Source organism: Serratia sp. TSO36 (assembly GCF_057808395.1).
The window spans coordinates 122296-146594 of sequence record NZ_JBJZOU010000005.1; the positions used below are offsets into that span (position 1 = coordinate 122296).

The window sequence follows — 24299 nt, forward strand, 5'->3', positions numbered from 1 at the left end:
ATCTTGTAATAACACCTAACCCGGCCCGGATGCAACGGCGATAAAAAAACAGCGGGGAAGACCCCGCTGTTTTTCAGGCGTTGGCGTGAGCCGGTGGATTACAGCGCGGCGATGGTCGCCTGCTGTTCCTGCAGCTTCACTTTGCCTTCTTTGCAAGCCGCCAGACGATCGCGTTCTTTGGCGACCACCGCTTCCGGCGCGCGCGCCACGAAGCCTTCGTTCGCCAGCTTGCCTTCGATCGCGGCGATTTCCGCATCCAGCTTGCCCATCTCTTTCGCCAGACGCGCGATCTCGGCGTCCTTGTCGATGAAACCGGCCATCGGGATCAGCAGCTCGGCACCGTCCACCAGTTTGGTGACGGAGACCGGGCCTTTCTCACCGGCCGGCAGCAGCGCGATGGATTCCAGGCGCGCCAGACGGGCGATAAAGCTTTGGTTCTCCTGCACACGGCGCTGGGCGTCGGCGCTGCAGTTGCGCAGCAGCACGTCGAGCGCTTTGCTTGGCGCGATGTTCATCTCGGCGCGGATGTTGCGCACGGCGATGATGGTTTGCTTGATCCACTCCAGATCGTTCAGCGCCTGCTCGTCTTCCAGCGCGGCGTCGTAGGCCGGGAACGGCTGCAGCATGATGGTGTCTGCGGTCGTGCCGGTCAGCGGCTTCACGCGCTGCCAGATGGTTTCGGTGATGAACGGAATGATCGGGTGCGCCAGGCGCAGCAGCGCTTCCAGCACGGTGATCAGCGTGTGGCGGGTGCCGCGCTGTTCCGCTTCGCTGCCGTTGCTCACCACCGGCTTGGTCAGCTCCAGATACCAGTCGCAGAACTGGTTCCAGGTGAATTCGTACAGGATGTTGGCCGCCAGATCGAAGCGGTAGGTATCCAGCGCTTCGCGGTAGGCTTTCACCGTGCGGTTGAATTCGGCCAGGATCCAGCGATCCGCCAGCGACAGCACTTTCTCGCCGCCGTTGAAGCCGCAGTCGTGCGCTTCGGTGTTCATCAGCACGAAGCGGCTGGCGTTCCACAGCTTGTTACAGAAGTTGCGGTAGCCTTCCAGGCGCTTCATGTCCCAGTTGATGTCGCGGCCGGTCGAGGCCAGCGCCGCCAGGGTGAAGCGCAGGGCGTCGGTGCCGTGCGGCTCGATGCCGTTCGGGAACTGCTTCTCGGTGCGCTTGCGGATTTTCTCCGCCAGCTGCGGCTGCATCATGTTGCCGGTGCGTTTTTCCAGCAGATCTTCCAGCGAGATGCCGTCGACCATGTCCAGCGGATCGATCACGTTGCCTTTGGACTTGGACATCTTCTGGCCTTCGTCGTCGCGGATAAGGCCGGTCATGTAGACGGTCTTGAACGGCACCTGCGGCTTGCCGTTTTCATCCTTGATGAAGTGCATGGTCAGCATGATCATGCGCGCGATCCAGAAGAAGATGATGTCGAAGCCGCTGACCATCACGCTGGTCGGGTGGAAGGTTTTCAGCGCCTCGGTCTGCTCCGGCCAGCCCAGGGTAGAGAAGGTCCACAGGCCGGACGAGAACCAGGTGTCCAGCACGTCTTCGTCCTGGGTCAGCACCACGTCGGCGCCCAGGTTGTTCTCGCTGCGCACTTCTTCTTCGCTGCGGCCCACGTAGACTTTGCCGTTCACGTCATACCAGGCCGGGATGCGGTGGCCCCACCACAGCTGACGCGAGATGCACCAGTCCTGAATGTCACGCATCCAGCTGAAGTACATGTTTTCGTACTGCTTCGGCACAAACTGGATGTCGCCCTGTTCGACCGCTTCCACCGCCACTTTGGCCAGCGGCGCGGTGCGCACGTACCATTGGTCGGTCAGCATCGGCTCGATCACCACGCCGCCGCGGTCGCCGTAAGGCACCGTCAGGTCGTGCGGTTTGATCTCGTCCAGCAGGCCCAGATTTTCGAAGGCGGCAACCACCGCTTTACGCGCCGCGAAGCGCTCCAGGCCGCGGAACTCGGCCGGGATCTCGTTGCAGTAGTCGGTGCAGACTTCGCCCAGGGTGTTGAACACTTCCGCTTCCTGACGGATGTCGCCGTCGAAGGTCAGAATGTTGATCATCGGCAGGCCGTGGCGTTTGCCGACTTCGTAGTCGTTGAAATCGTGCGCCGGGGTGATCTTCACGCAGCCGGTGCCTTTTTCCATATCGGCGTGTTCGTCGCCGACGATGCGGATGCGGCGGCCGACCAGCGGCAGAATGATCTCTTTGCCGATCAGGTCTTTATAGCGCGGATCTTCCGGGTTGACCGCCACGCCGGTATCGCCCAGCACGGTTTCCGGACGGGTGGTGGCGACCACCAGGTAGTCTTTGCCCTCGGCGGTTTTCGCGCCGTCGGCCAGCGGGTAGCGCAGGTGCCACATGGAACCTTTGGATTCGCGGTTTTCCACTTCCAGATCGGAGATGGCGGTGCGCAGCTTCGGATCCCAGTTCACCAGGCGCTTGCCGCGGTAGATCAGGTCTTCTTTGTGCAGACGGACAAACACTTCGCGCACCGCGTTCGACAGGCCTTCGTCCATGGTGAAGCGCTCGCGCTCCCAGTCCACGGAGTTGCCCAGACGGCGCATCTGGCGGGTGATGGTGCCGCCGGACTCCGCCTTCCACTGCCAGATTTTGTCGATAAACGCGTCACGGCCGTAGTCGTGGCGGGTTTTGCCTTCTTCCGCGGCGATCTTGCGCTCCACCACCATCTGGGTGGCGATGCCGGCGTGGTCGGTACCCGCCTGCCACAGGGTGTTTTTACCCTGCATGCGCTGATAGCGAATCATGGTGTCCATGATGGTCTGCTGGAACGCGTGGCCCATGTGCAGGCTGCCGGTGACGTTCGGCGGCGGGATCATGATGCAGAAGCTTTCCTGGCTGGTGTCGCCGTTCGGCTTGAAGTAACCCTGATTCTCCCAGTGATCGTACAGCTTCTGTTCGATCTGTTTTGGGTCGTATGCGGTGTCGAGCTGACTGTTTGTCTTTTCCATTCTTTATCGTATTCAGTGAGTTGGCGGCGTAGCCGTGGTCAAATGGAAGCCGACGCTGCGATAGGCCTTGTAACGGTCGCGCGCCAACTGTTTCAGAGTGTCTTCGTAAGGAACGAAGTCTACCACTTCATGGAAAGCGGTAGCAAAATCGGCAAACTGCGGCAGCAGGGCGATCAGCAGATCGCGCGGGGCGTTGCCGCGCTTGCCGGGCCAGCACAGTTCCACCGGCGCGCCGTAGTGCGGCCCTTCGCCGGCCAGGTTGTGCGGCACGAACTCATGCGGCTCGCGCTGCCACAGCGCTTCGTCCAGCCGCTGGGCCTGCTCCTGGCTCTCGCAGGCGATCAGCACCCGTTTGCCGGAACGGAAGCCGTTGGCGGCAACGGCGCAGGCCACGGCCTCATGGGCGCTGAGCGCACCAGACGGTTCCGCGTTGTCGAGCAAATAAAACGTCGCCTGTTTCATTAAGGATCCACCGCTGCCGATAAAAAAATGTAGGGGCACAGCATGCTGTGCCCCTTGGGATTATACCTGAATTACCGCTCAGATTTAATCGTCGCCGTTCAGGCCTGCACGGTTGAGCAAGAACTGCGACAGCAGCGCCACCGGGCGGCCGGTCGCGCCCTTGGCTTTACCGGAACGCCAGGCGGTGCCGGCGATATCCAGGTGCGCCCAGGTGTACTTGCGGGTGAAGCGCGACAGGAAGCAGGCAGCGGTGATGGCACCGCCTGGGCGGCCACCGATGTTCGCCATGTCGGCGAAGTTGGAGTCCAGCTGCTCGTAGTACTCGTCGGCCATCGGCAGGCGCCAGGCGCGGTCGCCGGCCTGCTCGGAAGCGCCCAGCAGCTCGTGCGCCAGCGGGTTGTGGTTCGACATCAGGCCGGTGATGTGGTGGCCCAAGGCGATCACGCAGGCGCCGGTCAGGGTGGCGATGTCGATCACCAGCTCCGGCTCGAAGCGCTCGACGTAGGTCAGGGTGTCGCACAGCACCAGACGGCCTTCGGCGTCGGTGTTCAGCACCTCGACGGTCTGGCCGGACATGGTGGTCAGCACATCGCCCGGACGATACGCCCGGCCGCCCGGCATGTTTTCACAGCCGGCCAGCACGCCGATCACGTTCAGCGGCAGGTTCAGCTCCGCCACCACGCGCATCACGCCGTACACGGTCGCCGCGCCGCACATGTCGTATTTCATCTCGTCCATGCCGTCGGCCGGTTTGATCGAGATGCCGCCGGAGTCGAAGGTCAGCCCTTTGCCTACCAGCACGATCGGCTTAGCGTCCGGATTTGGGTTGCCCTTATATTCCATCACCGACATCAATGATTCGTTCTGCGAACCGGCGCCGACCGCCAGATAGGCGTTCATGCCCAGCTCTTTCATCTGCTGTTCGCCGATGACGCGGGTGGTGATGTGGGTGCTGAAGGCGTCCGCCAGCTGGCGGGCCTGCGAGGCCAGGTAGCCGGCGTTACAGATGTTCGGCGGCATGTTGCCGAGATCTTTGGCCGCCTTGATGCCGGAAGCCACCGCCAGGCCGTGCTGGATAGCGCGTTCGCCGCTGGTGAGCTCACGGCGGGTCGGCACGTTGAACACCATTTTGCGCAGCGGACGACGCGGCTCCACCTTGTTGCTTTTCAACTGATCGAAGGTGTAGAGCGTCTCTTTGGCGGTTTCCACCGCCTGACGCACTTTCCAATAGGTATTGCGGCCTTTTACATGCAGCTCGGTCAGGAAGCAGACCGCTTCCATCGAGCCGGTGTCGTTGAGGGTATTGATGGTTTTCTGGATCACCTGCTTGTATTGGCGCTCATCGAGCTCGCGCTCTTTGCCGCAGCCGATCAGCAGGATGCGCTCGGAGAGAATGTTGGGCACATGGTGCAGTAGCAGCGTCTGCCCGACCTTGCCTTCCAGTTCGCCACGGCGCAGCAATGCGCTGATATAACCATCACTGATTTTGTCGAGTTGTTCTGCGATAGGGGACAGGCGGCGCGGTTCGAAAACGCCGACTACAATACAGGCACTGCGCTGTTTTTCCGGGCTACCGCTTTTTACACTGAACTCCATGCACTCTCCTGAATCTTAAAGACAAAGGCGGACGCTACGGCTAGAATAACCGACTCCGTAACGATCTCCCGCCATTTGAGTTAACGGATTATGTTAACCTGAACGGCGTAAATTGCTCTGTTTTGGCGACTATAAGCAAGTTCCTATAGGACACCCAAACGGCTTGATGTTGTAATACTATTTTAGCTGTGAAGGTTGCCATATGATGAGAATAAATGGCGGATTAGCGATGAAATTATCGATTTTCCTGCAAAAAGACAAGTTTTCACAGGCGTAATAAGCGTGATCATCATAAGATATCTGGTACGGGAAACGCTCAAGAGCCAAATCGCCATCCTGTTCATCCTGCTTCTGATCTTCTTTTGTCAGAACCTGGTCAGGGTGTTGGGCGATGCGGTGGACGGCAATATCCCGACAAACTTAGTCCTCTCCCTGCTGGCGCTGGGCGTGCCGAAAATGGCGCAGCTCATCCTGCCTTTGAGCCTGTTTCTCGGCTTGCTGATGACGCTTGGGCGGTTGTATACCGAGAGCGAAATCACCGTTATGCACGCCTGCGGGCTGGGCAAACGCACCCTGATTATCGCCGCCATGATCCTGGCGCTGTTCACCTCTGCGATCGCGGCGGTGAACGTGTTTTGGGCCGGCCCCTGGGCCTCGCGCTATCAGGACGTGGTGGTGAACGAAGCCAAGGCCAACCCGAGCATCGCCGGGCTGGCGGAAGGGCAGTTCAAACCCTCGCAGGACGGCAACGCGGTGCTGTTTATCGGCAACGTGAAGGGCAGCACCTTCAACGACGTGTTCCTGGCGCAGCTGCGGCCGAACGGCAACCAACGCCCGTCGGTGGTGGTGGCCGAGCACGGCAACATTGTGCAGCAGAAAGACGGCTCGCAGGTGGTGACGCTCGACAAGGGCACCCGCTTTGAAGGCACCGCGCTGCTGCGCGACTTCCGCATTACCGACTTCAACGACTACAAGGCGGTGATTGGCCACCGCACCGTGGCGGCGGACAACACCGAATCCGAACAGATGTCGATGCAGACGCTGTGGGAGTCCGACGATCCGGATGCGCGCGCCGAGTTCCACTGGCGCCTGACGCTGGTGGTGTCGGTGGCGCTGATGGCGCTGCTGGTGGTGCCGCTCAGCGTGGTGAACCCGCGCCAGGGCCGCGTGCTGAGCATGCTGCCGGCCATCCTGCTGTATCTGATCTTCTTCCTGCTGCAGACCTCGCTGCGCTCCAACGCCGGCAAGGGCAAGCTGGATCCGATGCTGTGGCTGTGGCTGGTTAACGGCGTTTACTTCGCGATCGCGCTGGCGCTGAACCTGTGGGATACCGTGCCGATGCGCAAGCTGCGCGCACGCCTGAGAGGAGCGGCCTGATGTTTGGCGTATTAGACCGGTATATCGGTAAAACGATTTTCAACACCATCATCATGACGCTGTTCATGCTGGTGTCGCTGTCCGGCATCATCAAGTTCGTCGATCAGCTGCGCAAGGTCGGCCAGGGCGAATACACCGCGTTGAGCGCCGGCATGTACACCCTGCTGAGCGTGCCGAAAGACATCGAGATCTTCTTCCCGATGGCAGCGCTGCTCGGCGCGCTGCTCGGCCTGGGCCAACTGGCGACGCGCAGCGAACTGGTCGTCATGCAGGCTTCCGGCTTCACCCGCCTGCAGATCGCCGGCTCGGTGATGAAAACCGCCATTCCGCTGGTGCTGCTGACCATGGCGATCGGCGAGTGGGTGGCGCCGCAGGGCGAGCAGATGGCGCGCAACTACCGCGCCCAGCAGATGTACGGCGGCTCGCTGCTCTCCACCAAGAGCGGGCTGTGGGCGAAGGACGGCAACGACTTCATCTACATCGAGCGCGTCTCCGGCGATAAAGAACTCTCCGGCGTGAACATCTACCACTTCAACGATCAGCGTCGCCTGGAGACGGTGCGCTATGCCGCCACCGCCAGCTTCGAGAACGGGGTGTGGCAGCTTTCGCAGGTGGATACCTCGGATCTGACCGATCCGAAACAGGTGACCGGCACCCAGACGCTGACCGGCGAATGGAAAACCAACCTGACCCCGGACAAGCTGGGCGTGGTGGCGCTGGATCCGGATTCGCTCTCCATCAGCGGGCTGCACAACTACGTGAAGTACCTGAAGCAGAGCGGCCAGGAATCCAACCGTTACCAGCTCAACATGTGGAGCAAAATCTTCTCGCCGCTGTCGGTGGCGGTGATGATGCTGATGGCGCTGTCGTTCATCTTCGGCCCGCTGCGCAGCGTGCCGATGGGCATCCGCGTGGTGACCGGCATCAGCTTCGGCTTCCTGTTCTACGTGCTGGATCAGATCTTCGGCCCGCTGAGCCTGGTGTATAGCATGCCGCCGGTGCTGGGCGCGCTGCTGCCGAGCATGCTGTTCCTGCTGATCAGCGTGTATATGCTGCTCAAACGCAAGTAGCGGGGCGAGCGGTAGTGAAGAAAGGCGTGGCCGTGGGGCCGCGCCTTTTTTGTTGGGGGGGGTTAGCTGACGCTCAGCAGCGCAATGCCGGCATCCTGATAGGCCTGCGCGTCTTCCGGCAGGCGATCCAGCACCAGGGTGTCGATCTGGGCAGGGGAGGCGAACTGCGCCAGCGAGGTGTTGCTCAGCTTGGAGTGATCGCACACCACGATCACCTGATTGGCATGCTCCACCATCGCGCGCTTGGTTTCGGCCAGCATGATGTCGGCCACGCAGGCACCCTGTTTCAGCGATAGCGCGTTGGCGCCCATAAACGCCTTGTCGATGTTCAGCGTATCCAGCAGTGAACGGCCGTTGATGGCGACCGCGCAGTGATAACCCTTTTTGACGATGCCGCCCAGCAGGATGATCTGGATAGATTCGACGTCTTCCAGACTCTTGGCGATCATGAAATCGTTGGTGACTACGGTCAGGTTGCGGCGCTGGCGTAGATGGCGGGCGATCTGCAGGGTGGTGGTGCCGGTGTCCAATACGATGATGTCGCCGTCTTCCACCAGGCCGGCGGCCAATTGACCGATTTGCTCCTTGGCGCTGAGGTTCACCTCTTCACGCTGATCGGAACCGACCTCGAAGCTGGCGCGGGTGCGCAGAATGGCGCCGCCGTGGGTGCGCGTCAGCATGCCGGCGTCTTCCAGAATGCGCAGATCGGTGCGGATGGTGGCGCCGGAGACGTTAAAGCGCGAGCTCATTTCCCCCACGGAGAGCTTGCGCTTCTCCTTGAGAATGGCGAGGAGTTTTTCCTGGCGCTCTTCTGCGAACATGCTCACTCATTCACTCCTGACAGGCACAATGGACGTGCGGCTAATATACCCCGCGCATCGGCGGCAGGCAAAGCGCTTGCCGGCCGCCGCTGGCAATATTCCAGCGGGCATTATCCGTGCGAGATGCGAAGGTTACGGCGCACCGATCCTTTTTGGTATAGTCTACCCTGCGGTGTATTGGGTAGCGGGGCAGGCAGTTAATGGAATATGAAGAAAATATCAGTCACATTATCAGCAAGCATCTGGAAGCAGCATTAGGCGATTTCGGCGAGCTTATCTGGGCCTACGTGGTGTTATCCAAGAAAGATATGTCATGTATCTTTGGCGTCACCAATTACCCCGGTGAATGGGTAAAGCAATATAAAGAGCAAGGGCTGCAATATACCGATCCGGTGGTTATTACGGCGCTCAATCGCCTGACACCTTTCGCCTGGGATGAGAATCTCATGGCTGGCGCCGGCTTCCGTTTTTCTGAGTTGTTCGAGCAAGCACGCGAATTCGGCGTAGCCGATGGCTATACCTTCGTGTTGCATGACTTTAATAATAATCTGGTGACCCTTTCCTTTACCCTCGCTGCCGAGCGCAAGGCGGAAACCATGCAGATGCTGAATCAGCATAAAGGCGATATTTCGTTGCTGCTGGCATCGACCCATGAGATGTATTTAACGCTGACTTCACTGTCGGAAAAAAACACCGCGCGCCAGGAAAAAAACGCCCGTTTTACAGAGAGAGAAAACGAGATCCTCTATTGGGCCAGCGTGGGGAAAACCTACCAGGAAATGGGCATGATCCTGGGGATCAAAACCTGCACCATCAAGTTTCATATGGGGAACATTGTCAAAAAACTGGGGGTGGCGAATGCCCGGCATGCTATCCGTTTAGGGATGGAACTTCAGCTGATTAAACCGGTGGGGTGATTAGAACGCAGGTTCGTCGCTCAACGGCCAGGCGTTTAGCATGTGCTCGTCTTGCGTATTCAACTTTTTGAATATTCTGTTTTTTAATGCCTCCTGGCTCTGACGGTCAACGTGGCCCAACAGCAAATGAACGGGCTCGTTCTTTTCCGACATGCCTGTCTTCAACTGCGTGACGTTCCAGCCGGAGCTTTTGATGATATGCAACATCGGGTGGCTGGAGACTGCCAATATGCCGTCATAACCGTGTTGCCGCGCATAGTTGATTAGCGACAAGAACAGCGCCAGGGTCACAGGGAACCGGCGGCCCAGCAGAGACTGGGTCCTTTCCTTATCGACGAAAAAGCGTGTGGACTCGATGAAATTCCCCTCTGGAATGACGACGTCATGAAAGAAAGAGGAAAATGCGCTGTTCAGCATATTCTTGTGTTTCATATCAATCATCCTCGTACCACAAATTATCATGTTGTCCTTTACGCCAAATATATAGTTTGTCTTATCATTATCAAACTCATCCAGCTCCTTGCCGTCTGAACAGTTCACGGCCCATTGCAGCCTGTCTTTAAAGACGTTTTTCCTTAAAACATAAAGTTCTGCTGATTTTTCGGTGCTCATTGATGCGTAGTTGGTGCTGTAAATATTAAACATAATGTTACCTTTGAATAAATTAAGAGAAATAACTTTATCCAGTAACATCAGAGAAGTTTCACTACGAGCATGCCGGTGCATGAGAATGATAAGGCTTTTTAAGCGATCGGCGCTAACCTTATTATGCCGTGCGGCGAGGCAGCTTCAGGGCAATTGAACGGTGAACAAAGCAGGTCGACGAGATTGAACGGCTTGGCCGATTAAAGGCTGGAGAGGATTGACTATCAATGACTGCCGAGCCGTATCTGCCATGGTGAAATATTAATTATTGATGTTATAATTTAGGTGGATTTTATTATTTTAATAAATTAATTCTTACTATTTGTTACTGGGGGGTGTCGATAGGGCATGGATTTGCCGTCCGGCAGAGGAATAGGAGTGAAAAGAGCGGCTGGTGTGATTTCTACAGTACGTCCTCGGACCTGTCTTCATGCAGTGGTAAAATGCGATATTAAAAAATATCTGACAGAGATCACATTATTTTAATGACAGGACCGGTGCTATTTCTCGACGGCTCTGCGGGTATGTTGGGTTGCTGAGTAAAATGAGCGGTGTATGGTGGCCATGGTAGAACGCCGTGGCTGCTGAGATACAGAGCGAAAAATAGTGCTGGCACCCGATTTCTGCTATGTGAAATAATAACCCAACTGAACTGATGAAGGTCTAGTTGGGTACTATACTTTAGTCTAACTAGCTTCTAACTCCCTAAGGCGATACACTTTTCTAGTCAATTTTCGACGAAAAAAACATAAAAAAAACCTGACCTCGTAGGGTCAGGCTGCCAAGATCGGCCAACACCAGGGAAAATTTTCTTACACCATCTTAAAGCTATCAACTCAGCAGAGGCAAGTGTTCTCTGCTGGTTTTTAGCTTTGGGTTGCTGTTTTGTTACGTATGCACGCTATTTTCTGTTGGTTACAGATAAAATCCCATCTAAAGAAATAACATCTATCCCCTGACAACCCCGTTCCCATTGGCTTATTCCAGTCATGACTACCATAAATGAAAAAATATTGTTCCTGCAATGTTAAGTAAACTTATTCTTTATTGGCTGACACATGGATATGCAATTATTTGCAGTGTTGCCATTGCGGTTGGGGATTATTTGGCGCAGCCTGGTAGGGCGCTTGAGGGAATGTGGGCGATGGCCGATAAGGCGCATGGCTATGGCGGTAAAGGCTCGTGTGCTGACAAAAAATCGAATGAGGCCCGATGGCTTATCACAGCCATCGGGCCTTGTGCTATGGGGGAAGAAACATTACAGCGGCTGGCTGAACTCCACCCGCTCGCCGTCCGGCCCGGCGATCATCAGATAACGCACGCCGTTGGCACCGCTGGGCTGCAGCGTCGGCCCTTCAATCACCGGATACCCCAGCTCCGCCAGCCAACGCTGCGTGGCCGCCAGATCGATGACCCGCAAAGCGATATGGTCGATACCATAGGCGCTAGGGGAGCGAGTCAGCCCTTCGTCAGGTAACTGGTATAACTCCAGCGTTAGCTCACCCAACTGCAAAAACTGTACGGCGACGGGGCCGCCGAGCGCCAACGTTTGCCGGGGTTCGAAACCGAGCGAGCGATAGAAGCCGGCGGCTCGTTCGATATCGGCGCAGCGCAGACCGACGTGCATCAATCCGTTAATCCGGTGTGCCATATCAAATCCCCTTGCGCGCGCAGTAGAAGCCATAGAAGGCGACGTAGGCGAAGCAGACCAGCGGTACTGCGAAGGCGATCTGCATATCGCCGCCGTTGAGATCGGAGATGATGCCCATGAGTAACGGCACCACCGCGCCGCCGATGATCGACATCACCACGATCGAACCGGCCACCTGAGTTTCTTCGCCCAGCCCTTTGATCGTCAGGCCAAAGTTGGTTGGCCAGCACAGCGCCATGCAGAAGTTAACGCCCATGATCGCCACCACCGCCAGCAGGCTTTGGATGTTGACGGCCAGCAGCAACAGCAGCACGCATACCGAACAGAACACGCCGAGCAACCGCGCCGGGCTGAACTTTTTCATCAGCGCGGTGGTGACCACCTTGCCGGCCGAGTAACAGACCAGCGTGGCCAGCAGCCAGTAGGTGGCCGAATGCTCGGTTGCGCCCTGTTCAATCATTTGCACAAAACGAATGGTGAAACTCCACAGCCCTACCTGCGCGCCGACATACAGGAACTGCGACAGCACCCCCAATCGGAAGCGCGGCAGCGCCAGCAGGATCTTCAGCGATTGCATCAGCGGCTTGCCCGCTCCCTGGTGCGAACGTTGGGTTTTGCAGGCGGGGAATTTCACCGCCACGAAGATCAGTGCCAACACGATCAGTACGCTGCCGATGATCAGATAAGGCGTGACCACCTGCGACACCATCTGGGTGCGCGCCGCTTCGGCCACAGCCGGTGGCATTTGCAGCAGCTCGGCGTGGCTGGGATCGTTTTTGCCGAACACCAGCTGCTGGCCGATCAAGACGCCAAAAATGATCCCCAGCGAGTTGAAGATCTGCGAGAAGTTGATGCGCTGGGTGGAGGTTTCCAGCGGCCCCAGCAGGCTGGAGTAGGTATTGGCGGAGGTTTCGAGGAACGACAGCCCGGTAGCGATCACCCCCAGGCAGGCCAGGAAAGCGCCGTAGGTCATGATCTGCGCCGCAGGAATAAACAGGAAGCAGCCGAGTGCGTACAGGCACAGGCCGATCACGATCGCCACCTTGTACGAGTAGCGTTTGATCACCGCTGCGGCGGGCAGCGCCATCACAAAGTAGCCGAGGAAGAAGATCGACTGCACCAGCGCGGTCTGGGTATCCGACAGATCGAACCCCTTCTTGAACTGGGCGATCAGAATATCGTTCAGGTTGCCGGCCATGCCCCACAGGGCGAACAGGCAGCAGACCAGCATCAGCTGCAGCCAGGGCGTGGCGGGCAGATAAGCGCTGCGGTCGATACTTTCGGCCGCGGCGTGCTGCGCGATGTCGCCCTTGTTAATCAGAGAGTCGCTCATTGCGGTGTTCCTTCATCCGGAGAAAAAGAGAACGAGCTAATAACGTCAAGCTGTTCGTAGAGGGGCTGCGCCTGGCGGTAGAGCTGTTCGAACAGCTCGAAGCAGCGCAGGTAGTGCTCGTGCTGGCGCGGATCGGGGGTAAATTCGCGCTCGATGCTGACGGTGCGGCTCACTCCCTGGGCAAAACTGCTGAACAGCCCGACGCCGACCCCGGCGACGATCGCGCAGCCGGTGGTGCCGTTCTCCTGATTGCGCGTCTGCAGCAGCGGCAGGTTATAGACCGAGGCTTTGATCTGCAGCCAAAGCGGGCTGCGTGCGCCGCCGCCGGAGGCGATCATTGCCTCCGGCTCCTGTGCGTGGCGCCTGAGCTGCTGCAGATTACGCAGGGAGGCCAGCGCTACGCCTTCCAGCACCGCGCGGTAGAGATGCGGCTGCCTATGCTTGCGTTGCAGGCCGAAGAACTGCGCGCGCGAGTTGGTGTGTTCCGCCAGCCGCTCGCCGGTCAGGTAGGGCAGGAACAGCAGCCCTTCGGCGCCCGGCGGCACCTCGGCCGCCATATCAAGCATCTGTTGATGGCTGAGTTGGCCGGCGCTCAGCGCCGAACGCGCCCAGCGCATGGCGTCGCCACCGGCATCAAGCAGGGTAAAACCACCCCAGGCCGAGTTAGCCAGGTGCAGGTTGTTGACGCCGGCGGAGAGCAGCGGGTGTTCCGAGACCACGGTGAGCAGCGTGGAGGTGCCGGTGCTGTCGGAGGCGATGCCGGCCTGATAGACGCCGGAGCCGAGCAGGGTAGCGGCCATATCCGCCGTGCCCGCCACCACCGGCACCCCCAGCGGCAGACCGGTAACGCTTGCCGCTGCGGGCGTAATGTGGCCAATCACCTCGCTGGAGAGATGGATGGTGGGCAGCTGATCGGCGCGCAGCCCGAACTGCCGCAGCGCCTCTGGCGACCACTGCAGCGTGGCGCTGTCCATCAGGTAATAGCAGGAGGCTTCGCTGTAATCGGTGGCGCGTACGCCGCAGAGCCGGAAATTGACGTAATCCTTCGGCATCAACACCGTAGCGATGCGCTCCCACTGCGATGGATGATGCTCGCGCAGCCAGGCCAGCTTGAACGCCGGCCAGGCGGCGGTGGGGGGATTGTTCAACAGTTCAAGCCAGGGCTGCGGCGGCTGTTGGTGGCTAAAGCGCGCCACCTGCGGCTGCGCGCGTTTGTCGTTCCACAGCATGGCGCGATCGACGACCAGTTCGCCGTCGGCATCGAGCAAGACCGTGCCGTGCATTTGCCCGCAGGCGCCGACGGCGGCGATCCGCGGCCAGTATTCGGCGTAGCGCGCGTACAGCTCCTGCGTACACTGGCAGACACTCTGCCACCACAGTGAAGGCGCTTGTTCCGACCAACCGGCCTGCGGCGTGATCTGCTCGTACTCGCGCTGCGCGAAGCCAAGGATTTCCCCGGTGTTGGTGACCAGCCCGGCGCGGGTGCTGCCGGTGCCGATATCAAGGGTAAGAAGTAAATCTTTCATTGTTATCACTCCCGTGGCAGATGGCGCGGGCCACCCGCAGAAGCGTGCGCTGGGATCGCGCAGGATTTAGTTATCGTTCAGTTCCGGGAACAGGCCTGGATCCTGTTCGAGCTGCTCCAGCACGCGCTGGGTGGCCGCCGCGCTCATGCCAAAGCGACGTACGCCCAGCCGATACAACGCGCGCACCGTGTCCAGATCGCGAATGCCGCCGGCTCCTTTGATCGGGATGCGGCCACGCAACTGATCGGCGATGATCGCCACTTTCTCTACCGTGGCACCGGTCGGTGCCCAGCCGGTGGAGGTTTTCACCCAGGCCATGCCGACCTCGACGGCGATATCGCACACCCGACGGATCTGCTGCTCGTTCAGATAGTGCGTCTCCAGAATGACTTTGGCCGGCACCGGCGCGGCGGCCTCGACTACCCGGCGCAGATCTTCGCGCACATAGTCGTAATCCCCCGACAGCACCTTGCCGATGTTCACCACCATATCGACCTCGCGCGCGCCCTCGGCGATCAGCTGGCGCACCTCCTGCACCTTGAGATCGGTGGTCTGCCCGCCGCCGGGAAAGCCGACCGGCCCGCCAATCATCACGTCCGCCTGGCCGCGCTCCGGCAGCAGGGTGCTGAGGAAACGCGTCCAGCACGGCAGCACGTGTACCGAGATGATGCGATAGCGGCTGGCCAACGCGGCGCAGTGGCGCACATCTTCCTCGGTATTGGTGGCCTGCACCGCGCTCAGGTCGATCAACCTGGCCATGCGTCTGGTTGTTTCATTCATTGCGTTTATCCTTCTTTTATTTTCATTTGATTTTATTTATTCACCTTATTCTCTTTCATATGGCTTTAAAATCAGCATTTGGTGAAATTGTGATCGGTTCTGCGGTTTTGTGGTGAGGGGCGTGAAAGGGAGAAGAAAAAAGGGCGCGATCTAACAGATCGCGCCTTGGGGTTGACGTTGGGGAGGAAGCGTTACAGCAGCCAGTCTAGCAACACCACGCCGCACAGGCTGATGGCCCAGGCGATAGTGGTGGGCACCGACCACACCATCATCTGTTGGCGCACGTCCTTAATGCCCATCATGCGGTTGACCACCCAGAACATGCTGTCGTTGAAGTAACTGAAGAACAGCGCACCCAGGGTGGCCGCCTGCGCCGCCGCCAGCATATTGACGCCGGGCAGCAGGCTGACGATCGGCGCCGAGATAGAGGCGGCGGTGATCATCGCCACCGTGCCGGAGCCCTGTATCACCCGCACCAGCGTGGCGATGACGAACGGGATCAGCACCGGCGAGATCGGCAGCCCGGCGACCTGTTCCGCCAGCTGCGTGCCGGCGCCGCTCTCGCGCAGCACCGCCCCCAGCGCGCCGCCGGCGCCGGTAACCAGCAGGATGATGCCGGCGGTCTGCAGGCCTTCTTCCAGCCGCTCCAGCGTGTCGTGCTTGTTGGCGTGCGGCATCAGGGTGTACACCGCCAGCAGCACGCTGATCGCCAGCGCGATCATCGGCGAGCCGAGAAACGCGAAGCTTTGGCCCCATAGGCTCTCCGCCAGCCAGCCCATGCCCTCGCGCTTGGCCAGCATATTGTTGACCGCGTTGACGAAGATCAGCCCGATCGGCGTCAGGATCGGCAGCAGCGACAACATCAGGCTCGGCAGCGCCTTGCCCTCTTTCTCCGCCAGATACTGCTGATGCGCGGCGCGCAGATCCTGCGGCGCTTCCTCTTCCTGCGGCATAAAGTCCGGGTAGCGCGCGCCCAGCCAGCGCGCATACAGCACGATGCCGATCACGCAGGGGATGGCCAGCACCAGCCCGGCCAGCATCATGGCGCCGATATCCACGCCGAAGATGCCCGCCACGCCCAGCGGCCCCGGCGTCGGCGGCACCGCGTGGTGGGTGAGGATCAGCCCGCCGGCCAGCGCGACGCCGAGCGTCAGCAGGTTGCGCTTGCCCTTTTTCGCCAGCGCCTTGACCAGCGGATAAAGGATGACGAACGCCGAATCGACGAAGATCGGGATGCTGACGATATAGCCGGTGATGGCCAGCGCCCACTCCTCGCGCCTTTTGCCCAGCCACTTGATAAAGCTGTAGGCGATCTGCTCGGCGGCGCCGGAGACCTCCAGCACCCGGCCCATCATCACCCCCAGCCCGATGACGATGCCGATGCTGCCGAGCGTGGAGCCGAAGCCCTTGGTGATGGCGTCGACGGTTTGCGTGGCGCCCATGCCGCCGGTTATGCCGGCGATGGAGGCGGCGATCAGCATGGCGATCAGCGCATGCACGCGGGTGCGCAGCACCAGGAAAATCAGCGCAAACACCGCCACCGCCAGCCCGATGATTGGGGTATACATCGCCATGATCAGCCTCCGCCTTGCGGCATGTCGTCGCGGATAAAGGCGCGGATCGCCTGCTCGAAGCTTTCATCGGCGATAAAGCCCAGCTGCTGTGCCCGCCGGGTGTCGAACTCGCCCGGCCAGCCGGCGACGATGCGGTTGATGGCGGCGTCCGGCTCGAATCGCACCCGTGCGGCGACGGCGTCACCGGCCACCGCGCACAGCGCCTCCAGCATCTCCCGCACGCGCACGCTGATGCCGGGCAGGTTGAGCGTGCGCAGCGCGCCGAACGCCGAAGCGGGCAGCGTGGCGGCGTGGATGAAGTTACTCACCACCGCGGCCGGGCTGGAGAGCCACAGCGCCAGCTCGGCGTCTACCGGGCACACCGCCGGCTCGCCGTGCAGCGGCTCGCGGATGATGCCGCTGGCGAACGACGAGGCCGCCTTGTTCGGCTTGCCCGGCCGCACGCTGATGGTGGGCAGGCGCAGCACGCGGCCATCGACGAAGCCTTTGCGCGCATAGTCGTTGATCAGCAGCTCGCACATCGCCTTCTGCGCGCCGTAGGAGGATTGCGGGGTGACCGCGCAGCGATCGTCGATCACCGGCGGCAGCTCACCGCCGAACACCGCCAGCGAACTGGTGAAGATAAATTTCATGCCCGGCGCCCGGTGGCGCGCCGCTTCCAGCTGTTGGCGGGTGGCATCGAAATTGACCTGCATGCCGAGATCGAAATCGCTCTCCGCATGGCTGCTGACGATGGCCGCCAGGTGGAACAGCACGCCGCAGTCGGCGTCGATCAGCCGCTCCGCCGCGCCGGGCTGCGACAGATCGAGTGCCAGACACTGCAGGCGCGCATCCGGCAGCGGGGCGGGCGGCGGGGTGATGTCCGCCAGAATTAGCGTGTCGAAGGCCAGCGGGCAACTGCTGTGCAGCAGCGCTTTCGCCAGCCGCTGGCCGAGAAAACCGGCGCCGCCGGTGATGACGATGTTCATATGGTGCTCCTTTCCCTAGCGTTGTTGTTATCAGAGTTGGACGTTGTGCAGTTGCAGACCGCGCTCGCGCAGCAGCTGCTGCGCCTCCGGCGGCAGCGCGGCGTCGCAGATGATGTCGCTCAGCGCCTCCAGCGGACAGACGCGGAACATGCCGTATTTGCCGTACTTGCTGCTGTCGGAGACCAGCACCCGGCGGCGGGCGACCTCCAGCAGCGCCTGCTTGACCAGCACCTTCTCCTCGTGCGGCGTGGAGAGGCCGTGCTCCAGATCCCACGAGCTGGTGCTGATGAAGGCCACGTCGATATTCAGGCTGCGCAACAGCATGGCGGCGCTGTTACCGACGCAGGAGTAGTTGCGCTGATCCACCTGGCCGCCGGTGTGGAACAGGCTGAGCTGCGGGCGATTCATCAGGTGCTGGATGATGGAGAAATCGTTGGTGACTACCGTCAGATTGAAACGCTCCGCCAGGCTGCGGGCGATCTCGAAGGTGGTGGTGCCGGCGTCCAGATAGACCACCTGACCGTCTTCCACCAAGCTGGCGGCGTATTTGCCGATCTCGCGCTTGTGGCGATGGTGCAGCTGCGCCTTCTCGCAATAGGCCAGCTCCTGGCGCAGCGCCTCGCTCAGGCGCACGCCGCCGCTGACGCTGACCACCTTGCCTTGCTCTTCCAGCACGCGGATATCGCGCCGCACCGTCATGTGGGAGACGCTCATCAGCTCCGACAGCGCGCTGATGCTCGCCAGCTGGTATTCATGCACATAGCGATAGATGTAATCGCGGCGTTCAGACGGGATCATGTTCGCTCCTGTGGCCCCGGCGGCGGCAGGGGCGCCGCGAAGCTGTTATTTTTTGTTATGGAGGAACATCTTCAACCATCGCGATTAACAAGTAAGCGACAGTTATCACAAATGCCGGCGTGGGGGTTGGGGCGGTTTTGTTATTTAACTTTATGATTAATTGTTTGTTATTGGGTTTTATCGACGTTTTGTCGCGCAACACCATGTTGTGATAATTAATGTGACGGGCCACAAGTTTTGTGAAGCGGGCGGGGCGGGAAAGCGGCGAGGAAGGGCAGGCAAACGTGCGCTGCGGCGCTTTTTTCGACACTTAACTCATTGAACAACGGATAAGTGTTGCGTGACGATCGCGGGAAGGTATAATGCACCCGTTTTCCGCATACTACTTCAGTGCCGAAGTGGCGAAATCGGTAGACGCAGTTGATTCAAAATCAACCGTAGAGATACGTGCCGGTTCGAGTCCGGCCTTCGGCACCATCGGAACATCAATAGACGTCAACGGACGTCTTTTTTTGTGCCTGAAATCCTGTATCCGCAAGGCTTTCCTCGCTTTTTCACTCAACCTAAGTCAACCTGATTCAATCTACATCAACTTACTGATGCGGGTACAACTGCGGGTATATACCGGTTCGATTATGCTTGTACCCACACAGAACCCTTGAAAGGATACTCATCATGGCTCTGAGTGATGTGAAGGTTCGTTCGGCTAAGCCTGAAGTAAAAGCCTATAAGCTAACTGACGGCGACGGCATGATATTGCTGGTTCACCCGAACGGCTCCAAATACTGGCGGCTTCGCTATCGCTTCGGCGGCAAAGAGAAAATGCTGGCATTGGGAAAATATCCTGAAGTTTCGCTTGCGGATGCTAGGGCACGCCGGGATGAGGCCCGTAAGCTATTAGCTAATGGTGTTGATCCCAGTGAGAACAAGAAAGCCGTTAAGGTAGAGCAGGAGCAAGAGGCGATAACGTTTGAAGTGGTCGCCAGAGACTGGCATGCCAGCAACCAGAAATGGTCGGCATCGCATAGCGCTCGTGTATTGAAGAGCCTAGAGGATAATCTCTTTGCTGCCATTGGTAAGCGGAATATTGCGGAACTGAAGACTCGGGATCTGCTTGTACCCATCAAAGCGGTGGAGTCATCCGGACGACTCGAAGTTGCGGCTCGTTTGCAACAGCGAACTACTGCGATTATGCGGTTTGCCGTTCAGAGCGGCTTAATCGACTACAACCCCGCGCAAGAGATTGCTGGTGCGGTTGCTACGATTAAAAGAAAGCACCGTGCGGCTCTGGATCTTGAACGTATTCCCGAATTACTTCACCGCATAGATCACTATTCTGGCAGACCCTTAACTCGATTGGCTGCTGAACTCACTTTGTTGGTCTTCATCCGTTCAAGTGAGCTGCGTTTTGCCCGTTGGTCAGAAGTAGACTTTGAAACGGCCATGTGGACGATCCCCGGTGAGCGTGAGCCACTGGAAGGAGTCAAGCATTCTCAGCGCGGTTCGAAGATGCGTACTCCACATCTTGTTCCCTTGTCGCGCCAGGCGCTGGCCATTCTGGAAAAGATCAGAAGTATGAGTGGGAACCGTGACCTGATCTTCGTAGGAGATCACGATCCGCGTAAACCCATGAGTGAGAACACGGTGAACAAGGCTCTACGAGTGATGGGCTATGACACGAAAACGGAAATTTGTGGGCATGGATTCAGGACTATGGCGTGTAGTTCACTTATTGAATCAGGATTGTGGTCGAGGGATGCGGTGGAGAGGCAGATGAGCCATCAGGAGCGTAGCTCTGTTCGGGCAGCTTACATTCATAAGGCGGAGCATTTGGGAGAGAGGAGGCTGATGCTACAGTGGTGGGCGGATTATCTGGATGCCAATCGGGAGAGGGGGGTTAGTCCGTTTGACTTCGGGAAACAGTTTCTAAGATAAAAATAATTGTTAAATAGATGTGGATCATTTAACAATGCGGGCGGATCAGAATTCGCCATGAAGAAACGAAATAATTCTGGTACTAGAATTGCAAAACTCGTCTTTACTGGATCTCGTTGAACATTTTAGGGCGTGAAACGGACTTTACGCCCATGTAATTTTCGACTTTATAGCGAAGGTAAAATCTCAACACAAAGTCGTCGTTGCGCCTAGACTGTTTATTTGACAATTAATAAGTACTATTTTTAACCCTATTATCTATAAAGACAGGAATGAAAACTAATAAAGTACCCTGTCGTAAAACTATTTTTTCCTATTTGCTATTGTGATTTTTCTACAATAAGTGCGAGTTGAGCATTATGAGGCCATTCTCATGGCTACACCTAGAACTGCCATACACATACTACTCGCAAGTAAAGCAACAACTGAATAGGTATATTTATTATATTTAACAAACAGCCATATAAATCTCATTAATGAAAGTGAGGCAATTGAAATGGCAGAAATAAACATTAAAAAAACATATATGCCGGAAATAACCCATCCAGTTACCTCGTAAACTTCCTTCATTGTAAAAAGTAGGATGGACAAGTAAAACGCAGATAAAGCAAGGCCGCTTAAAAAGTCATATAAATCAATATACGTGATGTTTTTATCCGATTTTGGTAGAGCGATAAATTTATTTAACCTTTCATTACCTACACGTGATAATAACCGACTTATAAGTGGGGAAAGAATTGCAAATATCATAATCAAGTGTATAAATAACAAAGCTAGCTTAACTCTATTATCAATTGATTGATTCTGCGGCCAACTAGATAATATTGAATAATCCATTTTTAATAGTAAAAAAAAGCATATAACTGAGGGGGTGCAATCTGACAATAAAACTTTCCGCATCCATTTAATCATTTACATTACTCCTCTATATCATTTTAAATAAAACAGTATTAACTAAACTTTTAATCTAATTTTGTTTGACTATCATATGAACATGAGGCTAACTAAAATATACCCTAAGAGAAACAGCTCATTACCTCCTTAATTTGTTTCTGTAGGTTTGTGACGATCATGACGAACTGCACAATGATAAAAATATTTTTTTGAGCAATGTCAATTTCTGGATCTAAACTTCAGCTTGTACTTTTCAACTTAGAGCAAGGCATCACGCAACACATTAAATGGATCCAAAGTTAAAATGATTAGACATACCCACATTTTGCTCAGAAAGACGGCATGTTGAATAAGCTGCCTTTTGGGTTTTCCTTAACGTGCTAATTGTCGATGTTTAAATTCTGGGTGTATCATCTGCCCCGAATATTTAAGTACTAAAACACATCTGGTTTTGATAATTTCCGATAAATACTGTTGACGGTTGCAGTTATCTCCTTATAAAAAATGCATTAATTGATCCGTGCCCAGTAAGCAACCGAAGCAAAATGAAAGGCTTTTGAAGCCCTCACCCTAACTTAACCATCGCAGTAGCTTGGCCCAAATGCTCTCTCGGTTAGCCATCGTCCCAGCAGGCCCATTGGTAGGCTTCGGTTTCAACTCTTTCTGAGCCCCAGGAGATACAATTTGTGAGTAGTAGCGCGCCTTAGCCGCTTTGTCGCGACGCCTCTCTGCATCAATCTGAGCTTTGTCCCAATGCCCAGCCTCTACCACTCGATTACCTTGAATCACATAGTGCGATCGACAGGGTAAATTCCAGTTGCCTACCGATGGCCAAAGCGAAATTGCTTCCCCATCAAAGGTTAGACGCCAGTCTGTTGGAGTCAGAGGTGTCACTACTTCAAGGCCACAGCCACAACAGCAACTGTGGACCACGGTACCGTATTCCATTGAAACGTACAAAATGCCAGGTTCAAGTATACGCGGTACCCCCTTTACAAAGCAGGGGGTAAGCTGGTTATGACGAATCATAGCGAGTCACCATTCAGCAGTATATTTCCGTCGGTTGTATAGGAACAGTGATGTTCGTTTTCTAGGTCACGATAAAAGCCGAGGAGTTTCTTCCATTTAATTACGGCAAGTGCCGCGTTCATCATATTTAGTTCTGCGACTTGGATATTTGACGCGTAAAGATTTTCAACTCCCCCACCTTCGAAAGACACGCGCTTGCCAAAGTGATCGCGCTTATTGGGGGTACTTGCCGTCACACGGAGGATACCACCAAGCGAGCCGTTTACTAGCTCGAGGCCCATTCCCACGTCTACGAAGGATACTCCCATATCCTCTAGCCTCTGCACCGCCAAGCGCTTCGGCTCGCCAGCGTCCATGCAAAGGAAGGCGAAGTTGATTCCGTCCAGAAGGTTGAGATTATCTATGTCCATTTGCACTGCATGTGGCACGATATGGCGGTGCATATTACTGTAGATACCCGCTAGGTAATCCACTTTCTTTGGCACCTCACGGAGAGTGTCTATCGACGGCGCGCCTGGGGCACGAAAAGCGTTGTGTTGAAGAAAATCATCACCGTCGATGAGGCGTATCTCACTCACTGGAGTTTTCGCCAACTGGTCCAGCACATAGGATCCTGTTCCACCAGTGCCAAGGATAGCGATACGTTGACCTTCAAGTCGTGCGGTCAACGCCCCTATTCCCACTCGGTCTGAAGCAGTTTCCAGATAGTTAAATACACAGCCATCCTCCTCGTCGGGATTTTTAAACACACGTGGAGTAGCGTCAGGTCTGAGGATCGCTGCGTGGCCAGAAATGATTGTCGCGTACGTCGTCATCTTCTGATGATAATCGCTGTAACCCTCTGGCCCGGGTTTACTGGAGAACATGTGCTGAGCACTCAACCCATGTCCCAGATCCACCGCAACGCTCTGATGTGCAATAGCTTGGATGGGCGCCCCCTGGGAATTGCACGGATAGTCTCCATCAAAGTGAATCGTGTGCGGCTCTGGCTTTTGAGTAACGTTTCCAGACATGCAAAGACTTGAGATGAGCGTGCCGGTCTTAACTTCCAACTGCGCGTTAACATACGGCACTTCACGCATCACCAAGAAGCCACCCACGATTTGTACGTAGTATCCTTCCTCACGCAAGCGCTTAAGGTCGCTATTAAGATTGAATGGTGCGGCTGACATTGATCACGCTCCCATTTTTTACCTCAACAAAGCCACCAGCGGCCAATTCACCACTATGTGGCTTTGAGGCCACGCCGCGATATGTAATTGAGTACACAATCTCAGGTGCTGGAGCTTCACCAGGGTAAGCGATAGCAACTAACTGCTCGAAAGTTTGGTGACTATCACATACCTGGACTTCGCGACCATTGACTACGATGTCAATCTTCGGTTTGCGCTTTGGTGCAGTGATGAAGTGTTCAACCCCCGGGGCGGTAAGATCTACGGCCTCGTTCGGTTCAATCTGACGATCGTTTCCACCACGAATAACCATGAAAACGGCATCTCCGTCGCTGGGTTTCGCCAGGTCGTATAACGCGGAGCCTGAAATTGCGGGCTTGCCCCATGATACTTGACTCTCATTAATCGTCAGTTTGAAATCGCGATCGGTCTGGAAGGCCACAAATCGCTCTGCGCCTCGACCGCGTAAATCGAAGGGTTCATCAAGGCGCAAGTCTTCGAAATCCCCCGTTTCCAGAATGGCAAACAGGCTATAATCATCATTTGCACGTAGGCCAGCAGCAATCAGGATTTGACGACCAAGTGGCACAGGATCATTGACTTCGATTGCGCGAAAAGCCAGGTTTTCTTGGGCAAACAAGATGCGGTATGCGCGTGCTGAACGCAGAGCACGGCCTTCGCGAATTGCTTCTCCGACATCGTCAATATCGTTTATATTTTCAGTATTCATTTTGCATCACCTTTTGAGTTTGGCCAGACGGTGTCTGGCTCTACTA

General features: G+C 56.8%; 21 protein-coding genes and 1 tRNA gene. 5 read left to right on the forward strand and 17 right to left on the reverse strand.

Going from position 1 to position 24299, the window contains the following annotated elements:
- Positions 1 to 98: 98 nt before the first annotated feature.
- The 3 genes from ACK3CV_RS02785 to pepA all read right to left on the reverse strand — a co-directional run bounded on the left by ACK3CV_RS02785 (position 99) and on the right by pepA (position 5033).
- On the reverse strand, positions 99 to 2975 hold the full coding sequence (locus ACK3CV_RS02785) for a valine--tRNA ligase (RefSeq protein ID WP_033636873.1): 2877 nt from the start codon (positions 2973 to 2975) through the stop codon (positions 99 to 101).
- 12 nt (positions 2976 to 2987) lie between these two features.
- A complete protein-coding gene (locus ACK3CV_RS02790; protein ID WP_033631663.1) occupies positions 2988 to 3437 on the reverse strand; it encodes a DNA polymerase III subunit chi in 450 nt (149 codons plus the stop codon).
- 84 nt (positions 3438 to 3521) lie between these two features.
- Entirely contained in the window at positions 3522 to 5033 is a 1512-nt protein-coding gene (pepA, locus tag ACK3CV_RS02795) for a leucyl aminopeptidase (RefSeq protein ID WP_033636874.1), read from the reverse strand.
- Positions 5034 to 5315: 282 nt separating this feature from the next.
- On the opposite strand from pepA, the gene lptF reads away from it, so the two are divergent.
- Both lptF and lptG read left to right on the forward strand, forming a co-directional pair.
- Positions 5316 to 6410 carry an LPS export ABC transporter permease LptF gene (gene lptF / locus ACK3CV_RS02800; RefSeq protein ID WP_033636875.1) on the forward strand — a complete coding sequence of 365 codons (1095 nt, stop codon included), beginning with the start codon at positions 5316 to 5318 and terminating at the stop codon, positions 6408 to 6410.
- Complete coding sequence (lptG, locus tag ACK3CV_RS02805) at positions 6410 to 7480, forward strand: LPS export ABC transporter permease LptG (protein ID WP_094859872.1); 1071 nt, start codon at positions 6410 to 6412, stop codon at positions 7478 to 7480. The genes lptF and lptG overlap by 1 nt, the downstream gene beginning before the upstream one ends.
- Before the next feature lie 62 nt (positions 7481 to 7542).
- Here the strand turns inward: lptG and ACK3CV_RS02810 are convergent, their stop codons facing one another.
- Entirely contained in the window at positions 7543 to 8301 is a 759-nt protein-coding gene (locus ACK3CV_RS02810) for a DeoR/GlpR family DNA-binding transcription regulator (protein WP_033636877.1), read from the reverse strand.
- Positions 8302 to 8501: 200 nt separating this feature from the next.
- Between ACK3CV_RS02810 and ACK3CV_RS02815 the strand changes: the two genes are divergently transcribed.
- Positions 8502 to 9218, forward strand: a complete 717-nt coding sequence (locus ACK3CV_RS02815; protein WP_033636878.1) for a helix-turn-helix transcriptional regulator — start codon at positions 8502 to 8504, stop codon at positions 9216 to 9218.
- On the opposite strand, the gene ACK3CV_RS02820 is transcribed toward ACK3CV_RS02815, so the two are convergent.
- The 9 genes from ACK3CV_RS02820 to ACK3CV_RS02860 form a co-directional block, all read right to left on the reverse strand.
- Complete coding sequence (locus ACK3CV_RS02820) at positions 9219 to 9911, reverse strand: acyl-homoserine-lactone synthase (RefSeq protein ID WP_164141551.1); 693 nt, start codon at positions 9909 to 9911, stop codon at positions 9219 to 9221.
- A 1210-nt stretch (positions 9912 to 11121) separates the two neighbouring features.
- A complete protein-coding gene (locus ACK3CV_RS02825; RefSeq protein ID WP_033652793.1) occupies positions 11122 to 11514 on the reverse strand; it encodes a VOC family protein in 393 nt (130 codons plus the stop codon).
- Between the two features lies 1 nt (position 11515).
- On the reverse strand, positions 11516 to 12847 hold the full coding sequence (fucP, locus tag ACK3CV_RS02830) for an L-fucose:H+ symporter permease (protein WP_033648624.1): 1332 nt from the start codon (positions 12845 to 12847) through the stop codon (positions 11516 to 11518).
- Positions 12844 to 14373 (reverse strand): xylulokinase, encoded by a 1530-nt coding sequence (locus ACK3CV_RS02835; protein ID WP_164141553.1) that lies wholly within the window; start codon positions 14371 to 14373, stop codon positions 12844 to 12846. The genes fucP and ACK3CV_RS02835 overlap by 4 nt, the downstream gene beginning before the upstream one ends.
- A 66-nt stretch (positions 14374 to 14439) precedes the next feature.
- Positions 14440 to 15153: a deoxyribose-phosphate aldolase gene (gene deoC / locus ACK3CV_RS02840; protein ID WP_202637347.1), complete on the reverse strand. Its 714-nt coding sequence runs from the start codon at positions 15151 to 15153 to the stop codon at positions 14440 to 14442.
- A gap of 191 nt (positions 15154 to 15344) precedes the next feature.
- On the reverse strand, positions 15345 to 16730 hold the full coding sequence (locus tag ACK3CV_RS02845) for a GntP family permease (protein ID WP_074027173.1): 1386 nt from the start codon (positions 16728 to 16730) through the stop codon (positions 15345 to 15347).
- Positions 16730 to 17695 carry a D-erythronate dehydrogenase gene (gene denD, locus ACK3CV_RS02850; protein ID WP_164141555.1) on the reverse strand — a complete coding sequence of 322 codons (966 nt, stop codon included), beginning with the start codon at positions 17693 to 17695 and terminating at the stop codon, positions 16730 to 16732. The genes ACK3CV_RS02845 and denD overlap by 1 nt, the downstream gene beginning before the upstream one ends.
- A 30-nt stretch (positions 17696 to 17725) precedes the next feature.
- On the reverse strand, positions 17726 to 18493 hold the full coding sequence (locus ACK3CV_RS02855) for a DeoR/GlpR family DNA-binding transcription regulator (protein WP_033652797.1): 768 nt from the start codon (positions 18491 to 18493) through the stop codon (positions 17726 to 17728).
- A gap of 55 nt (positions 18494 to 18548) precedes the next feature.
- Positions 18549 to 18803 (reverse strand): hypothetical protein, encoded by a 255-nt coding sequence (locus ACK3CV_RS02860; RefSeq protein ID WP_164141556.1) that lies wholly within the window; start codon positions 18801 to 18803, stop codon positions 18549 to 18551.
- An 82-nt stretch (positions 18804 to 18885) separates the two neighbouring features.
- On the opposite strand from ACK3CV_RS02860, the gene ACK3CV_RS02865 reads away from it, so the two are divergent.
- Together ACK3CV_RS02865 and ACK3CV_RS02870 are read left to right on the forward strand one after the other, a co-directional pair.
- Positions 18886 to 18970, forward strand: a tRNA-Leu gene (locus tag ACK3CV_RS02865).
- A gap of 198 nt (positions 18971 to 19168) precedes the next feature.
- Positions 19169 to 20428 (forward strand): tyrosine-type recombinase/integrase, encoded by a 1260-nt coding sequence (locus ACK3CV_RS02870; RefSeq protein ID WP_489009792.1) that lies wholly within the window; start codon positions 19169 to 19171, stop codon positions 20426 to 20428.
- A 357-nt stretch (positions 20429 to 20785) separates the two neighbouring features.
- Here ACK3CV_RS02870 and ACK3CV_RS02875 read toward each other — a convergent pair whose 3' ends face one another.
- The 4 genes from ACK3CV_RS02875 to ACK3CV_RS02890 form a co-directional block, all read right to left on the reverse strand.
- Positions 20786 to 21340: a hypothetical protein gene (locus ACK3CV_RS02875; protein ID WP_217295351.1), complete on the reverse strand. Its 555-nt coding sequence runs from the start codon at positions 21338 to 21340 to the stop codon at positions 20786 to 20788.
- 552 nt (positions 21341 to 21892) lie between these two features.
- Positions 21893 to 22351 carry a ubiquitination-like system serine protease family protein gene (locus ACK3CV_RS02880; protein ID WP_489009793.1) on the reverse strand — a complete coding sequence of 153 codons (459 nt, stop codon included), beginning with the start codon at positions 22349 to 22351 and terminating at the stop codon, positions 21893 to 21895.
- Positions 22348 to 23523 carry a ThiF family adenylyltransferase gene (locus ACK3CV_RS02885; protein WP_489009794.1) on the reverse strand — a complete coding sequence of 392 codons (1176 nt, stop codon included), beginning with the start codon at positions 23521 to 23523 and terminating at the stop codon, positions 22348 to 22350. The genes ACK3CV_RS02880 and ACK3CV_RS02885 overlap by 4 nt, the downstream gene beginning before the upstream one ends.
- A complete protein-coding gene (locus ACK3CV_RS02890; protein ID WP_001091050.1) occupies positions 23498 to 24253 on the reverse strand; it encodes a multiubiquitin domain-containing protein in 756 nt (251 codons plus the stop codon). Before ACK3CV_RS02890 ends, ACK3CV_RS02885 begins: the two co-directional genes overlap by 26 nt.
- Between the last annotated feature and the right edge of the window lie 46 nt (positions 24254 to 24299).

Coding starts and splice junctions, on each gene's coding strand:
- ACK3CV_RS02785 (WP_033636873.1), bottom strand. CDS start 2,975: ATGGAAAAGACAAACAGTCAGCTCGACACCGCATACGACCCAAAACAG.
- ACK3CV_RS02790 (WP_033631663.1), bottom strand. CDS start 3,437: ATGAAACAGGCGACGTTTTATTTGCTCGACAACGCGGAACCGTCTGGT.
- pepA (WP_033636874.1), bottom strand. CDS start 5,033: ATGGAGTTCAGTGTAAAAAGCGGTAGCCCGGAAAAACAGCGCAGTGCC.
- lptG (WP_094859872.1), top strand. CDS start 6,410: ATGTTTGGCGTATTAGACCGGTATATCGGTAAAACGATTTTCAACACC.
- ACK3CV_RS02810 (WP_033636877.1), bottom strand. CDS start 8,301: ATGTTCGCAGAAGAGCGCCAGGAAAAACTCCTCGCCATTCTCAAGGAG.
- ACK3CV_RS02815 (WP_033636878.1), top strand. CDS start 8,502: ATGGAATATGAAGAAAATATCAGTCACATTATCAGCAAGCATCTGGAA.
- ACK3CV_RS02820 (WP_164141551.1), bottom strand. CDS start 9,911: ATGTTACTGGATAAAGTTATTTCTCTTAATTTATTCAAAGGTAACATT.
- ACK3CV_RS02825 (WP_033652793.1), bottom strand. CDS start 11,514: ATGGCACACCGGATTAACGGATTGATGCACGTCGGTCTGCGCTGCGCC.
- fucP (WP_033648624.1), bottom strand. CDS start 12,847: ATGAGCGACTCTCTGATTAACAAGGGCGACATCGCGCAGCACGCCGCG.
- ACK3CV_RS02835 (WP_164141553.1), bottom strand. CDS start 14,373: ATGAAAGATTTACTTCTTACCCTTGATATCGGCACCGGCAGCACCCGC.
- deoC (WP_202637347.1), bottom strand. CDS start 15,153: ATGAATGAAACAACCAGACGCATGGCCAGGTTGATCGACCTGAGCGCG.
- denD (WP_164141555.1), bottom strand. CDS start 17,695: ATGAACATCGTCATCACCGGCGGCGCCGGTTTTCTCGGCCAGCGGCTG.
- ACK3CV_RS02855 (WP_033652797.1), bottom strand. CDS start 18,493: ATGATCCCGTCTGAACGCCGCGATTACATCTATCGCTATGTGCATGAA.
- ACK3CV_RS02870 (WP_489009792.1), top strand. CDS start 19,169: ATGGCTCTGAGTGATGTGAAGGTTCGTTCGGCTAAGCCTGAAGTAAAA.
- ACK3CV_RS02875 (WP_217295351.1), bottom strand. CDS start 21,340: ATGATTAAATGGATGCGGAAAGTTTTATTGTCAGATTGCACCCCCTCA.
- ACK3CV_RS02880 (WP_489009793.1), bottom strand. CDS start 22,351: ATGATTCGTCATAACCAGCTTACCCCCTGCTTTGTAAAGGGGGTACCG.
- ACK3CV_RS02885 (WP_489009794.1), bottom strand. CDS start 23,523: ATGTCAGCCGCACCATTCAATCTTAATAGCGACCTTAAGCGCTTGCGT.
- ACK3CV_RS02890 (WP_001091050.1), bottom strand. CDS start 24,253: ATGAATACTGAAAATATAAACGATATTGACGATGTCGGAGAAGCAATT.